Annotated in this window: 11 protein-coding genes and 1 pseudogene; 7 read left to right on the top strand and 5 right to left on the bottom strand. The window is 70.3% G+C overall.

The window, feature by feature from the left end:
- The 3 genes from BST44_RS27590 to BST44_RS27580 form a co-directional block, all read left to right on the top strand.
- A partial coding sequence (locus BST44_RS27590) for a L,D-transpeptidase (protein WP_142274724.1) occupies positions 1-814 on the top strand: 814 nt, incomplete at its 5' end.
- A 153-nt stretch (positions 815-967) separates the two neighbouring features.
- Positions 968-1,549, top strand: coding sequence for a TetR/AcrR family transcriptional regulator (locus tag BST44_RS27585; protein WP_083179947.1), 582 nt, complete (start codon positions 968-970; stop codon positions 1,547-1,549).
- Positions 1,546-3,792, top strand: a complete 2,247-nt coding sequence (locus BST44_RS27580; protein ID WP_083179946.1) for a molybdopterin-dependent oxidoreductase — start codon at positions 1,546-1,548, stop codon at positions 3,790-3,792. The genes BST44_RS27585 and BST44_RS27580 overlap by 4 nt, the downstream gene beginning before the upstream one ends.
- Before the next feature lie 45 nt (positions 3,793-3,837).
- Here the strand turns inward: BST44_RS27580 and BST44_RS27575 are convergent, their stop codons facing one another.
- On the bottom strand, positions 3,838-5,823 hold the full coding sequence (locus BST44_RS27575) for a M13 family metallopeptidase (protein ID WP_083179945.1): 1,986 nt from the start codon (positions 5,821-5,823) through the stop codon (positions 3,838-3,840).
- A gap of 41 nt (positions 5,824-5,864) precedes the next feature.
- Between BST44_RS27575 and BST44_RS27570 the strand changes: the two genes are divergently transcribed.
- Positions 5,865-6,521, top strand: a complete 657-nt coding sequence (locus BST44_RS27570) for an Rv1363c family protein (RefSeq protein ID WP_083179944.1) — start codon at positions 5,865-5,867, stop codon at positions 6,519-6,521.
- Positions 6,518-7,201 carry a hypothetical protein gene (locus BST44_RS27565; RefSeq protein WP_083179943.1) on the top strand — a complete coding sequence of 228 codons (684 nt, stop codon included), beginning with the start codon at positions 6,518-6,520 and terminating at the stop codon, positions 7,199-7,201. The genes BST44_RS27570 and BST44_RS27565 overlap by 4 nt, the downstream gene beginning before the upstream one ends.
- Here BST44_RS27565 and BST44_RS27560 read toward each other — a convergent pair whose 3' ends face one another.
- Entirely contained in the window at positions 7,202-7,723 is a 522-nt protein-coding gene (locus tag BST44_RS27560) for a transcriptional regulator (protein ID WP_083179942.1), read from the bottom strand. It abuts the gene before it with no gap.
- A complete protein-coding gene (locus tag BST44_RS27555) occupies positions 7,720-10,767 on the bottom strand; it encodes an MMPL family transporter (protein WP_083179941.1) in 3,048 nt (1,015 codons plus the stop codon). The genes BST44_RS27560 and BST44_RS27555 overlap by 4 nt, the downstream gene beginning before the upstream one ends.
- Before the next feature lie 315 nt (positions 10,768-11,082).
- Between BST44_RS27555 and BST44_RS27550 the strand changes: the two genes are divergently transcribed.
- On the top strand, positions 11,083-11,628 hold the full coding sequence (locus BST44_RS27550; RefSeq protein WP_083179940.1) for a hemophore: 546 nt from the start codon (positions 11,083-11,085) through the stop codon (positions 11,626-11,628).
- On the opposite strand, the gene BST44_RS27545 is transcribed toward BST44_RS27550, so the two are convergent.
- The gene (locus BST44_RS27545; RefSeq protein WP_083179939.1) at positions 11,625-12,794 is read right to left on the bottom strand and encodes a lysylphosphatidylglycerol synthase transmembrane domain-containing protein; all 1,170 of its coding nucleotides are present in this window, start codon (positions 12,792-12,794) and stop codon (positions 11,625-11,627) included. The genes BST44_RS27550 and BST44_RS27545 overlap by 4 nt on opposite strands.
- Before the next feature lie 158 nt (positions 12,795-12,952).
- On the opposite strand from BST44_RS27545, the gene BST44_RS27540 reads away from it, so the two are divergent.
- Positions 12,953-14,101, top strand: coding sequence for an AI-2E family transporter (locus BST44_RS27540; protein WP_083179938.1), 1,149 nt, complete (start codon positions 12,953-12,955; stop codon positions 14,099-14,101).
- Between the two features lie 2 nt (positions 14,102-14,103).
- On the opposite strand, the pseudogene BST44_RS27535 reads toward BST44_RS27540, so the two are convergent.
- Positions 14,104-14,404: pseudogene (locus tag BST44_RS27535) on the bottom strand (hypothetical protein); the annotation flags it as partial.

Below are 14,404 nucleotides of genomic sequence, written 5' to 3'. Positions count from 1 at the left end.
GGCGTGGGGTTCTGCCCGGCTGCCGACGCCGCCCCCGCCGTGGATGCCCCAACCGGTGGCGGCGTCGGCAGCCGGGCAGAACCCCACGCCGTTCACCGGAACACCGCCGTTCGGGCCGCCCTCGTTCGTTCCGAAGACCGGCTCGACGGTGGGGGTGGCCCAGCCGATCATCATCAACTTCCCCGGACCGGTGGACGACGCCGGCGCGGCGATCGACGCCGTGCACGTGTCGTCCGTGCCGCCGGTGCCGGGCAAGTTCTATTGGATGACCCCGACACAACTGCGTTGGCGTCCCCTGAGCTTCTGGCCCGCCCACACGGCCGTGACCGTCGATGCCGGGGGCACCGTGACCAACTTCTTCACGGGCGACACGCTGATCGCCACGGCCGACGACGCCACCCATCAGCTGACCATCACCCGCAACGGCACCGTGGAGAAGACCTTCCCGATGTCGATGGGCATGACGTCGGGCAATCACCAGACCCCCAACGGCACCTATTACGTGCAGGACAAGAAGGCGTCGGTGGTAATGGACTCGTCGACCTACGGCGTGCCGGTCAACTCGACCTACGGCTACAAGGTGACCGTGGAGGACGCGGTCCGCTTCGACAACGTCGGCGACTACGTGCACAGCGCGCCGTGGTCGGTGGACGATCAGGGCAAGCGCGACGTCAGCCACGGCTGCATCAACATCAGCCCCACCAACGCCAAGTGGTTCTTCGACAACTTCGGCCCGGGTGATCCGATCGTCGTGAAGAACTCCAGCGGCGGCAACTACAAGAAGAACGATGGCTCCGCCGACTGGATGAACTAGCCCCCCCAGCCGAGCAGACGCAAAATCGCCCATTCCGGTCCGGAATTGGGCGATTTTGCGTCTGCTCGCGAGTGCACGCAATCTGGCCCTTTCGCGGGCCCGGCGATTATGTATATCATCATACATAAGCTGACGGCCTGAGGGAGAGCGGCGATGCGCAGTCCACGCGAGCGGATGGTGATCTCCGCCGCGCTGCTGATCAGGGAGCGGGGCGCGCACGCCACCGCGATCGCGGACGTCCTGCAGCACAGCGGCGCGCCGCGCGGATCGGCCTACCACTACTTCCCGGGTGGGCGAACCCAATTGCTCTGCGAGGCGGTGGAGTACGCGGGTGAACACGTGGCCGCGGTCATCGCCGACGCGGAGAGCGGTCCGGGACTGATCGACACCCTGATCGACACGTACCGCCGGCAGCTGCTCGACACCGACTTCCGCGCGGGCTGCCCGGTGGTCGCGGTCTCCGTGGAGGCCGGCGAGGAAGAGCGCATGGCGCCCGTCGTCGAGCGCGCCGCGTCGGTGTTCGACCGCTGGAACGACCTGATCGCGCAGCGCTTCGTCGCCGACGGCATACCGCGTGAACGGGCCGGCGACCTGGCGATGCTGGCCACCACCGCGCTGGAGGGCGCGATCGTGCTGGCCCGGGTGCGCCGCGACCTCGCCCCCCTCGACGTCGTACACCGCCAGCTACGCGACCTGCTGTCGGCCGAGGCGAACAGAAAGGACCTCCCGCGATGACCGGTGAATGGCAGCCCACGGCGTGCATCCTCTGCGAGTGCAACTGCGGGATCGTCGTCCAAGTCGAGGACCGCCGGCTGGCCCGCATCCGGGGCGATAAGGCCCACCCGGGGTCGCGCGGCTATACCTGCAACAAAGCCCTGCGGCTGGACCACTATCAGAACAGCGGCGCCCGGTTGACCTCCCCGCTGCGCCGGCGCGCCGACGGCAGCTTCGAGGAGATCGACTGGGACACCGCGATCGTCGAGATCGCCGAGGGTTTCCAGCGCATCCGGGACGCCTACGGCGGTGACAAGATCTTCTACTACGGCGGCGGCGGCCAGGGCAATCACCTGGGCGGGGCCTACAGCGGCGCGTTCCTGAAGGCGCTCGGTTCGCGTTACCGGTCAAATGCCCTGGCGCAGGAGAAGACCGGCGAAGCGTGGATCGACGGCCAGCTGTACGGCGGTCACACGCGGGGCGAATTCGAGCACGCCGAGGTGTCGGTGTTCGTCGGCAAGAATCCGTGGATGTCGCAGAGCTTCCCGCGCGCCCGGGTGGTGCTCAACGAGATCGCCAAGGACCCCAAGCGGTCGATGATCGTCATCGATCCCGTCGTGACCGACACCGCCAAGATGTCGGACTTCCACCTGCGGGTGCGGCCCGGCACCGACGCGTGGTGCCTGGCCGCGCTGGCGGCCGTCCTGGTGCAGGAAAACCTTTGCGACGAGACGTTTCTGGCCGAACACGTGCGCGGCGCCGACGCCGTCCGCGCCGCGCTGCGCGGGGTCGGAGTGGCCGAGTACGCGCAACGGTGCGGGATCGACGAGGAGTTGGTGCGGGCGGCGGCGCGGCGCATCGGCGCCGCGGCCAGCGTCTCGGTGTTCGAGGATCTCGGTGTGCAGCAGGCGCCCAACAGCACGCTCTGCTCGTACCTGAACAAGCTGCTGTGGATCTTCACCGGCAACTTCGCGAAAAAGGGTGGCCAGCATCTGCATTCGGCGTTCGGGCCGCTGTTCGGCCAGTTCTCCGGCCGCACACCCGTCACCGGCGCGCCGATCATCGCCGGACTGGTACCGAGCAACGTCGTGCCCCAGGAGATCCTCACCGACCACCCGGACCGCTTCCGCGCGATGATCGTGGAAAGCAGCAATCCCGCGCACTCGCTCGCCGACTCGGGGGCCTGCCGGGAGGCCTTCCGGGCGCTGGAACTGATGGTCGTGATCGACGTCGCGATGACCGAGACGGCCAGGCTCGCGCACTACGTGCTGCCCGCGGCGTCCCAGTTCGAGAACCCGGAGGCCACCTTCTTCAATCTGGAGTTCCCGCACAACGCTTTTCAGCTGCGCCGGCCGCTATTCGAGCCGCTGCCGGGGACGCTGCCCGAACCGGAGATCTGGGCGCGGCTGGTGCGTGCGCTGGGCGTGGTGGGCGACGCGGACCTGCGGCCGCTGTCCGAGGCCGCCCGGCGCGGCCGGCAGGCCTACACCGAGGCGTTCCTGACCGCCACCGCCACCAACCCGACCGTGGCCAAGCTGCTTCCGTTCGTCCTCTACGAGACGCTCGGGCCCACGCTGCCCGACGGCCTGCGCGGCGCGGCCGCCCTGTGGGGCCTCGCGCAGAAGGCCGCGCTGACCTATCCCGACGCCGTGCGCCGCGCCGGCCACGCCGACGGCAACGCGCTGTTCGACGCGATCCTCGACAACCCGTCCGGGGTGACGTTCACCGCCCACGACTACGGGGACGACTTCGGGCTGATCAGCCACGCCGACCACCAGATCGCGCTCGAAATCCCGGAAATGCTAAGCGAGTTGGCGGCGCTGGCCGCAGCCCCGCCGCGGCTGACCACCCCGGAGTTCCCGATCGTGCTGTCGGTGGGCGAGCGCCGCGCCTACACCGCCAACGACATCTTCCGCGACCCGTCCTGGCGCAAACGCGACGCCCAGGGTGCGCTGCGCGTCAGCGTCGAGGACGCCCAGACCCTCGGTCTCACCGACGGTGGCCGCGCCCGCATCAGCACCGCGGCCGGCAGCGCCGAGGCCACCGTCGAGATCACCGAGACCATGCTGGCCGGACACGCGGCCCTGCCCAACGGTTTTGGGCTCGACTATGTCGGCGACGACGGGCAAACCGTGGTTCCCGGCGTCGCCCCGAACGCGCTCACCTCGACGGACTGGCGCGATCCCTACGCGGGCACGCCGTGGCACAAGCACGTGCCCGCGCGGATCGAGGCGTGCCGAGAAGACGCAAAATCGCACGCGTAACGACGCGATTATGCGATTTTGCGTCTGCTCGCGGTAGGAGGTCGCCTAGTTCCAGATCCTGACCCGCCGCTGGGGTTCCAGGAACAGCGCGTCGTCCTCGGCGACGTCGAACGCCTCGTAGAAGGCGTCCATGTTGCGCACGACGCCGTTGCAGCGAAACTCCGGCGGGGAGTGCGGATCCGTCGCCAGCCGCCGGATCGCTTCGGCCTGACGGGATTTGGTGCGCCACACTTGGGCCCAGCCGTAGAACACGCGCTGCACGCCGGTGAGACCGTCGATGACGGGCGCGGGTTGGCCGTCGCACGACAGCTGGTAGGCCAGCAGGGCGATCGACAGCCCGCCCAGGTCGCCGATGTTCTCCCCGACGGTGAACGCGCCGTTCACGTGCTGGCCGGCGGCCAGCCCGCGGGGCGTGTACGCGTCGTACTGCTCGATCAGGGCCTTGGTGCGGGCGCCGAATTCGGCGCGGTCGGCGTCGGTCCACCAGTCCACCAGGTTCCCGTCACCGTCGTACTTGGCGCCCTGGTCGTCGAACCCGTGCCCGATCTCGTGCCCGATCACCGCGCCGATCCCGCCGTAGTTGGCGGCGTCGTCGGCCTCGGCGTCGAAGAACGGCGGCTGCAAAATGGCCGCGGGAAAGACGATCTCGTTCATGCCCGGGTTGTAGTAGGCGTTGACGGTCTGCGGCGTCATGAACCACTCGTCCTTGTCGACCGGGCCACCCAGCTTGGCCAGCTCGCGGTCGTGGTTGACCGCGTAACCGCGCCGGAAGTTGCCGTACAGGTCGCCGCGGTCGATCACCAGCGTGGAATAGTCCCGCCACTTCACCGGGTAGCCGACCTTGGCGACGAACTTGTCCAGCTTGGCCAGCGCCCGCTCCCGGGTCTGCGGCGTCATCCAGTCCAGCTCGTTGATGGACAGCCGGTAGGCCGCCTTCAGGTTGTCCACCAGCGCGTCGATGCGGGCCTTGGCGCCCGGCGGGAAATGCCGCTGCACGTACAGCTTTCCGACGGCGTCGCCCATCAGGCTCTCCACCAGCGACACGGCCCGCTTCCAGCGCTCGCGGATCTGCTCGGCACCGGTCAGCAGGCGGCCGTAGAAGTCGAAATCCGCCGCCACCAGCTCCTCGGTCAGCCAGGACGCGCGGGACCGGATCACCCGCCAACGCGCCCAGCTCTTCCACACCTCGAGATCCTCGTTGCGCCACAGCTCGGCGAACGCGCGAAGGTAATCCGGTTGCCGCACAATCAGTTCCGTGAGGTCATCGGGGTCCGCGCCGAGTGTGGCGGCCCAGCCGGCCCAGTCGAAGCCCACAGATTCGTCGCGCAGTTCGGCGAAGGTGCGCAGGTTGTAACTAAGCTCGGCGTCGCGGCGCTTGACCACGTCCCAGTGCGCCTCGGCCAACCGGGTCTCCAGCGCGACGATGCGCTCCGCGTCCTGGAGGTGGTCGGCCGGCTCCCCGCCGAACACCAGGCCGAACATCCGGGCGATGTGCCCGGGGTAGGCCGCCAGCACCTCGGCGTGCCGCTCCTCCCGGTAATAGGACTCGTCGGGCAATCCGACGCCGGACTGGGTGAAGTGGACCAGGTAGCGGGCCGAGTCCTTGGCGTCGGTGTCGATGTACATCGCCACCCCGCCGCCCACGCCGGTGCGCTGCAGCGCGCCCATCGCCCCGGCCAGCGCGTCCGCGTCGGCGGCGTCGTCGATGGTGGCCAGCTCGTCGAGCAGGGGCCGCAGGCCGCGGCGCTCGATGGCCGCCTCGTCCAGGAAGCTGGCGTAGAGGTCGCCGATGCGCTGCTGGTCGGTGCCCGGGGCGGCGGTGGCCTCGCTGGCCCCGGTGATCAGGTCGCGCACCTGCTCCTCGGCGCGGTCGAACAGGTGACGGAACGCGCCGTCGGTCGCCCGGTCCGGCGGGATGTCGTATTCGGCCAGCCAGCGGCCGTTGACGTGACCGAACAGGTCGTCTTGGGGGCGGGCGTCGGCGTCGACATGGCTCAGGTCGATCCCGGAGCGAATGGCCTCAACAGTCACCCCGCCATCCTTCCATCTTCGCCGGGTGCAACGATCGGGCCATGTCCGACGGCGAGCGAACCGAGCCAGCGAACCAGGAAACGGAAGAGGCGGACGGCGCCGAGTCCGGCGAGGCCCCTGGCGACGAACCCGAAGCCGCGGACGGCCCGGTGTTCTCCCCGTACGGCATCGCGTCGACCGTGCTCGGGGTGCTCTCGGTGGCGGCGGTGGTGTTCGGCTTTTTCCTGTGGTCCGGGCACCGCGACGACACGGCCGAACGCCGCTACCTGTCCCGGGTCATGCAGACCGCCGCGGACTGGACCGGGGTGCTGATCAACATGAACAGCGGCAACGTGGACGCCAGCCTGCAGCGCCTGCACGACGGGACGGTCGGCGAGCTCAACACCGACTTCGACGCCGCCATGCAGCCCTACCGGCAGGTGGTGGAGAAGCTGCAGTCCAAGAGCGCCGGGCGCATCGACGCGGTGGCCGTGGAGACCGTGCGCCGCGACCTGGACACCCAGCCCGGTGTGTCCCGTCCCGTGGTCACCACCAAGCTGCCGCCGTTCGCCAGCCGGCTGGACTCGGTGATGCTGGTCGCGACGTCGGTCAGCGAGAACGCCGGCGCCAAGCCGCAGACCGTGCACTGGAATCTGCGGCTCGACGTGGCCAACGTGGAAGGCAAGCTGATGATCTCGGGGCTGGAATCGATCCGATGAGGAACCTCTGGCGCCTGTTCGCGTTCGACATCCTGGCCCCGCTGGCCGCGATCGCGGCGTTGCTGGCGATCGGGCTGATCCTCGACTGGCCGCTGTGGTGGGTGTCGGCGTGCTCGGTGCTGGCGCTGCTGATCGTCGAGGGCGTCGTCGTCAACTTCTGGTTGCTGCGGCGCGATTCGGTCAGCGTCGGGACCGACGACGACGCGCCGGGGCTGCGGTTGGCCGTCGTCTTCCTGTGCACGGCCGCGCTGGTGGCCGCGGTGGTCACCGGCTACACGCACTGGACGCGGTCGGACCGTGAATTCAAGGACGACTCCCGCGACGTGGTCCGGGTCGCCACCGGGATGGCGGAGGCGATGGCGTCGTTCACCCCCGGCGCCCCGGACAGCTCGATCGACCGGGCGACGGCGCTGATCGTCCCGGAGCACGCCGCCGCCTTCAAGGAGCAGTACACCAAGTCCAGCGCCGAGCTGGCCCAGCACAACGTCACCGCGCAGGCCGCCACCCTGGCGGCCGGGGTCGAGGCGTTGGGGCCGTCCGCGGCCAGTGTGGCGGTGATCCTGCGGGTCACCCAGGACGCGCCCGGCCAGCCGGCCAGCCGGTCGGCACCCGCGCTGCGGGTCGCGCTGACCAAGCACGGCGACGCCTGGCTGGTGTCGGACGTGCTGCCGATCAGGTGATCAGTTGGACTCGGCCGAGCGGCTCGACTTCACCTTGACGAAGCGATCCGACAGTCGGCGCATCCGGATCATCAGCGAGGCCGACGGGCTGGTGCTGCCGTCCAGGTAGGCGGCCAGCTCCTCGGCGGTCACCCCGATACGGGAGGCGAATTCCTGCTGCGCCAGCCCGGACCGGTCGATGAGCAGCCCCACGTGGCGGGCGACCTCGGCGCGTTCGTTGGCCTCCAGGTGGGTGCGCGCGCGCTCCAGCACCTCCCACAGCGCCTTGGAGATGCCGTAGGGCCGGGTGCCTTCGAGCACCTCTTCGACCTGGCGGGCGGTCCGCCCGTACGGGTCGCGCTTGAGGGCGGCGGCGATGCGTTTCCAGGTGGCGATGTCGCCGCCTTGCAGCGCGGCACGGATCGCGGACGTCGGCCAGAACTCCACCGGTTGCTCGGGATCCGGGGTCTGCGCTTCCCGGCCGCGCGGCTCGGTCGCCGGCCGCTGCGGCGGTGCGGGGCGTCGGTCAGGTGCCAACGTCACCTCGCCTCCTCCAGCATCGCTACGGCCACCGACAGGCAGCGCTGCCTGATCTCCTCCCAGTCCGGGCGGGCCTCGCCCTCGGACCCCTGCTCCTCGTCGAGGTCACAGGGATCGGGATCAGCGAGTCGACGGACCAGCTGGGTGGCGATCCATTGCCGCCTGGGCGACTGACAACAGTAGTACCTGTCCATGCCGGCCAGCACCACAGCGGCGGTCTCGGGCTCCAATGTTTCAACCATATCGGCAAAGTCGGCGTAATCGCGGCGGCTGTTACGGCACATGATGAGGTAGCCCTTGAGCCGCAGGGTCTCGGCGCCGGTCGGGACCAGGAGCCGGTCGCCGGTGGGCAGCTGCACGTGGGTGGTCTCCACCGGGCTGCGGCGCTCGTAGATCCGCTGGTCCTCGGCCTCGGGCTCGCTCTCCAGCGCGTCGATCGCGACCGAAAGCCGCCCGCGCCACAACGTGACCGGGTGGACGGGCCGGTCCGCCCCGACGATCGCCTTGGCGATGCCGTTGCGTGACGTCAGGCCGGCGACCCGCTTCCTGGCGCCGGAGGCGCTGTTGCCGTGACCGTTGCCGCCGGTCCTGCGGTCGGCGGTGACCACCCCGACGCCCGCCCGTTCGTCGTCGATGTCGACCTGGTGCGGGATCTGGCCCGGGTCCCGGCCGCGGTCCTGGTCGGACCCCTGCAGCAGCGCGCCGTGGCGCTGGCTGCCGCTGCGCCCGCAGCCGGTGAAGGCCAGCGGGTCGGTGACGCAGATGGCGTCGGGCGCCAGGTGCTTGAGCTTGGCCGCCGACTTGAGCACCATCCGCAGGTCGGCGTTGGGCGCCGTCAGCGCCGAGATGTCGTCGGGTATTACCACCACGTCGGCCAGGTCGACGGCGGGCAACGGCCGGTCGAAGTCGACGGACGGCAGGATCCGGGACAGCCACGGCGGCAGCCACCAGTTCCACTGGGCGAACATCGCCATCAGCGCGGGCACCAGCACCAGCCGCACCACCGTCGCGTCCACGGCGATCGCCACCGCGCACGCCACCCCGATCTCGGCGACCAGCGGCATGCCGGCGAACGCGAAACCGACGAAGACCGCGATCATGATCAGGGCCGCGCTGGTGATGGTGCGGGCGCTGGTGCTCACGCCGTACGCCACGGCGTCGCGGGTGTTGCCGGCGTGCAGGAAGCGTTCGCGAATCCGGGTCAGCAGGAAGATCTCGTAGTCCATCGACAGCCCGAAGGTCATCGCCAGGACCAGCGGGGGCACGGTGCTGTCGATCGAGCTGATCTGGGCGAAGCCGAGATCCTTCAGCCAGCCCCACTGGAAGACCATCACCAGGCTGCCGTAGGCCGCCGCGACCGACAGCAGGGTCATCAGCACGCCCTTGAGCGCCAGGAACACCGAATGGACCGAGACCAGCAGCATCACGAAGGCGATCAGCGCCACGATCGCCAGCACCAGCGGCTCGGTCTTGGACACCTGGTCGTCGAAGTCCTTGATCAGCGCGGTCGGGCCGCCGACGTCGACTCGCGCGGTTCCCCGGTCGGGCACCTTGGGCAGCTGGGCGCGCATCCAGCCGACGGCCTCGCGGGCCCGCATGTCCTCGGGGTCGACCGACAGCACCGCGGACAGCAGGGCGCTGCCGTTGTCCTCGGCGAATTGCGGCGGCGCCACCGAAACGATGTTGGGGGCCTGCGTCATCCGCTGCCGGATCGCGCCGATGGTCTGGCTGTGTTCGGGCGACGCGGCGCCGCCGTCGGGGAAGGTGATCAGCACCCGAATCGGCCCGAGCGCGCCGGGGCCGAGCGCCTCGGCGGCCGCGCCCACCCCGGCGCGGATCTCGTGCGACGAGTCGAATTGGCGCAGCAGGCTGTTGCCCAGCACCATCGACGAGGCCGGCGCGGCCATGACGAGCAGGACCAGCGACGCCGCCAGCGCCGACATCCACGGCCGTCGCATCACCCCGCCGATCCAGCGGTTCCAGAACCGGGATTGGCCTCCCTCGGGCCCGCGCGACCAGTGCAGGAACGCCGACCTCTTGGCGGCCGACCGGCCGAACGTCGCCAGCGCCGCCGGGGTCAGCGTGGTCGACGTCAGCATCGCGACGGCGACGGCCAGGATCGCCCCGGTGGCCATCGACTTCAGCGCCGGGGTGTTGATCACGTAGATGCCGGTGAGCGAGGCGACGACGGTCATCCCGGACAGCACCACCGCCAGCCCCGAGGTCGCCATCGCCGCGTCGACGGCCTCCTGCGGCTCACGGCCGGACCGCAGCTCCTCGCGGAAGCGCATCAGGATGAACAGCGAATAGTCGACGGCGAGCGCGATGCCGAACATGGACACCGTCGAGGTCACGAACACCGACATCGTCGTGTAGGACGACAGCAGGTAGACCAGGCCCATGGTGACCACGACCGTGCACACGCCCAGGGCGAGCGGGATCGCCGCGGCGGCCAGCGAGCCGAACACGGCGAGCAGCACGATGAGGATGACCGGCAGGTTCCAGCGTTCCGCGGCGGCGATGTCGTGCTTGGTGTTCTGCGCGGCGGCGGCGCTCAGCGCGCCCTGCCCGATCACGTACAGCCGCACCCGGCCGTTCGCGGTCTGGCCGGCCTGATCGCCCTTGACGCCGACCTTGGTGCGCAGCTGCTTGGCGACGTCGCTGGTGTTCTTCGAATCCAGCCGCAGCGAGAGCACATACGGACGGTCCGGCTGCGGCGGCCGCTGGGTGGGGTTGGGCACCTCCGAGACGCCCGGGACCTCGGCGGCCGTCCGCCGCAGGAGCGCGACGGCGTCGTTGATGTCGGCGTAGCTGGCGTCGGGGCGCGGGGCGGCCACCAGGGCCAGCGAGGATCCCCCCTGGTCGTGGTACAGCTCCTCGAGCTGGTCGTGGACGAGCAGGGACTGCGAACCGGCCACCTCGAAACCGCCGCCGGTCAGGTTCCCCGACTGCGTCAGGGCCAGGTAGACCGCCGGAACCAAAGCCAGCAACCAGCCGGTGAAGACCAACCAGCGGTACTTACGCAGGCTGCGGCTGAGGCGCATCATTAACTGCTGGATTTCTCCACTCCCCTGTGTCGCGTAACGCGTGCTGGCGAGAATACCGCAGCGGGCTGTGGATGATGTGTGCTTTCGGGTTCCTGAGCTGCGCCGACGGCGTTGTTGCCAAGACGCTGCCAAGTCGTTGTGCACCGGTAACCGGGCGGGATTTTGCTCACACGGGCTCGCGCCGGCTGGCAGGGGCGCTCCCTGCGATGGCAGCATGTCGGATGGCCGGCGGGGCCCCGGGGATCCCCGCATCGATGAGGCCGTCCGTCGCAGCCGTTTGCGGGGCGCGGCGCCGCAAACACCTAAGGAGTTTCCATGACCAGAGGCAGCGCGACCTGGCGCCGCAGAGTCTTCGCCGGGCTGATCGCCACCGCCGCGCCGGGCGCTGCCCTGGCGGTCCTCGCCGGCCCGCCGGCGACCGGCGCGTCCGACCCGTGCGCGGCCAGTGAGGTGGCCCGGACGATCGGTTCGGTCTCCAAGTCGATGGGCGACTACCTGGACGCCCACCCGGAGACCAACCAGACGATGACGTCGATGCTGCAGCAGCAGGCCGGCCCGCAGTCGATGACCGGCCTGAAGTCCTACTTCGAGGCCAATCCCAAGGTGGCCGGCGACATGACGTCGATCGCCCAGCCGCTGACCAACCTGTCGCTGCAGTGCAAGCTGCCGATCTCGCCTTCCCAGGCGATGGGCATGATGCAGCAGGCGCAGGGCGCGGCCGGCGGGCTGCCCGCCCTGCCGGGTAACGCGGCGGGCGCGCTGCCGCTGGCCGGGACGCCGGCCTCCCCGCCGGCGGCCACCGGGCCCGTCGCCCCGGCCAACCCGCTGTCGGGGCCGCCGCGGGGCAACACCGCCGGCTAGGTTTCCGTTTCGGCGCCCCGGTCGGGCGGCAACGGCCCCTGCAGGGCGGTCTCGGTGGGATCGTTGGCGCCCTGACCCTGCTGCGTCGCCGGTTCGGGGTTCTCCGCGGCCTCGTCGTCGTCGGGGACGGCGACGTTCTCGGTGCGGAACACGAAGAAGAACACCACCCAGCCGATCGCGGAGATCAGCAACCAGCTGATCAGCCGGTAGATCAGCATCGCCGAGATGGCGTTGGGCAACGACATGCCGCTGGACACCAGCCCCGGCACCAGCACCGCCTCGACCACCAGCAGCCCGCCCGGCATCAGCGGTATGGTGCCGACGGCCCGGGCGGCCGCGTAGGCCACCGTCAGCCCGGCCACCGACGCGTGGTCCCCGGCGGCGTAGGCGGCAAACCCCAGGCAGGCCACGTCGGCGACCCAGTTGAACATCGACCAGCCGAACGCCACCCCCATGTCGCGCCGGCCCAGACTCACCGATTCCAGCTGCATCAGCGTCTCGCGCCACCGGTCCAGACCGGCGTCGGCGGGCCGGCCCCGCACGGAGTTCACCCACGACAACACCCGGCAGCCGATCCCGTCGATCAGCTCCGGCCGCGACGCGACCGCCTGCGCGAGGATCAGCAGCGCGACGAAGCCGCCGAGGGTGAACAGCAACGAGAACGGGTTGTTCTTCGCGCCGAGGAAGAACGCCCCGCCCAGCCCCAGCAGCGCCAGCCCGACGGCCTGCAGGACGCCCGCCATCACCAGCTGCCACGACGCCACCACCGTGGAGGCGCCCCAAACGCGTTGCTGGCGAAGCAAAAACGTGGCCGAGAGCACCGGCCCGCCGGGCAGCGTGGTGCTCAGCGAGTTGGCCGCGTAGACGGCGGCCTCCGAGCGCAACTGCTTGACGTGCACCCCGGCCGACCGCAGCAGCGTGCGCTGGATCTGCGCGAAGCTGTGCATGGACGCGGCCGACGCCGCGGCCGCGGCCAGCAGCCACCACCAGTTCGCCTCGTACACGCTGGTCCACGCCTTGGCCAGCTGATCCCAGCCCAGCGCGACCTCCACGGCAAGCACGATCGCGACGATCCCGAGGATCACCCACCGCACCCACCAGTACTTCCCGCGCGGGGCCTCTTCGCGCGGGAAGTCGAGATTGCGGGCGGGTGCGTCGTGCGACACGTCGTTTAGGGTAACGGTGCAGGTGGCGCGGGCATCGTCGCGCGCCGCCGACCGTGTCTTGGAAGTTCCGGGGTCGTAACCGGATCGTGCCGGCGGGCCGGCGGACGGCCGGGGTCCGCGCAGGTTTGGCGGTGTCTTTAGCCGGATAGGCTCACCCTATGCCGGCAAACACCGACGATGCTTCGGTCGAACCCCTTGTCCGCAAGACCGCAGCCTGGGCGTGGCGTTTGCTGGTCATCCTCTTCGCGCTGATGGCGCTGCTGTGGGTGGTGAAGAAGCTCGAGGTCATCATCGTCCCGGTGCTGGTGGCGTTGCTGCTCAGCGCGCTGCTGCTGCCGGTGGTCGACTGGCTGGACCGGCGCGGCCTGCCCCGCGGCGGCGCGGTGGCACTGGTGTTGCTGAGCAGCTTCGCGCTGCTGGGCGGCATCCTGGCGTTCGTCGTCAACCAGTTCATCGACGGCCTGCCGGGGCTGACCGAACAGGTGACCCGCAGCATCGAGTCCATCCGGCGCTGGCTGATCGACGGGCCCGCGCATCTGCGGCGGGAACAGATCGACAACGCGGGCAACGCGGCGATCGAGGCGCTGCGCAACAACCAGGCGAAACTGGAAAGCGGCGCCCTGTCCACCGCCGCCACCATCACCGAACTCGTCACGGCGGCGGTGTTGGTGCTGTTCACGCTCATCTTCTTCCTGTACGGCGGGCGCAACATCTGGGCCTACGTGTCCAAGATCTTCCCGGCGCACGTCCGCGACCGGGTGAGCGAAGCGGGTCGCGCCGGGTACGGCTCGCTGACCGGGTACGTTCGGGCCACCTTCCTGGTGGCCCTCACCGACGCGGCCGGCGTCGGCACCGGCCTGGCGATCATGGGCATCCCGCTGGCCCTGCCGCTGGCCTCGCTGGTCTTCCTCGGCGCGTTCATCCCGCTGATCGGTGCGTTGATCTCGGGCTTGCTGGCCGTCGTGGTCGCCCTGTTGGCGAAAGGCATGGTGTACGCGCTGATCACGCTCGGTTTGCTGATCGCGGTGAACCAGCTCGAGGCGCACGTGCTGCAGCCGCTGGTGATGGGCCGCGCGGTCTCGATTCACCCCCTCGGGGTGGTGCTGGCGATCTCCACCGGCGGCGTGCTCGCCGGCATCGTCGGCGCGCTGCTGGCCGTCCCGACGGTCGCGTTCCTGAACAACGCCATCCAGGTGCTGCTCGCCCCGGATCCGGCCGCCGAGGCCGAGAAGCAGACCGAAGAGGCGGACAACGGGACCGCGATCGTGCAGGCGGAAGCGGACGAACCCGGCGGCGCCTCCGGCTGAGGCTAGAGCCGCCCCTCGCGGCGCAGCAGGTCCTGGGCGGACAGGCCGCCCCCGGAGCGGCGGCGCTGACGCGCGTCGCCGGTGTCGGCCTGCGCGCGGGAGTTCAGCTTTTCCGTGGCCGCGTCGGAGTCGTCTTGCTCCGACCGCGCGGACGGGAACGCGGTGGTCGGTTCGGCCGGGTCGCCCGCGTCGTCGGAACGGTTGGTGGGCACCGGGATCGCCCGGGTCTCGCCCCCGGACGGCGGGGGCGGCGCCGGCGGCCGCTCCGGGCCGGGGGGAGCAGCACCTGGATGGCGTTGTTCA

Origin of the sequence: Mycobacterium scrofulaceum, assembly GCF_002086735.1 — a bacterium.
GTDB classification, from domain to species: domain Bacteria; phylum Actinomycetota; class Actinomycetes; order Mycobacteriales; family Mycobacteriaceae; genus Mycobacterium; species Mycobacterium scrofulaceum.
This window is presented reverse-complemented; position numbering and strand designations above follow the sequence as displayed.

Bases quoted from the DNA above. Each gene is read 5' to 3' on its own strand.
- BST44_RS27555 (WP_083179941.1), bottom strand. From the start codon at position 10,767: ATGATGCGCCTCAGCCGCAGCCTGCGTAAGTACCGCTGGTTGGTCTTC.
- BST44_RS27580 (WP_083179946.1), top strand. From the start codon at position 1,546: ATGACCGGTGAATGGCAGCCCACGGCGTGCATCCTCTGCGAGTGCAAC.
- BST44_RS27550 (WP_083179940.1), top strand. From the start codon at position 11,083: ATGACCAGAGGCAGCGCGACCTGGCGCCGCAGAGTCTTCGCCGGGCTG.
- BST44_RS27570 (WP_083179944.1), top strand. From the start codon at position 5,865: ATGTCCGACGGCGAGCGAACCGAGCCAGCGAACCAGGAAACGGAAGAG.
- BST44_RS27585 (WP_083179947.1), top strand. From the start codon at position 968: ATGCGCAGTCCACGCGAGCGGATGGTGATCTCCGCCGCGCTGCTGATC.
- BST44_RS27565 (WP_083179943.1), top strand. From the start codon at position 6,518: ATGAGGAACCTCTGGCGCCTGTTCGCGTTCGACATCCTGGCCCCGCTG.
- BST44_RS27540 (WP_083179938.1), top strand. From the start codon at position 12,953: ATGCCGGCAAACACCGACGATGCTTCGGTCGAACCCCTTGTCCGCAAG.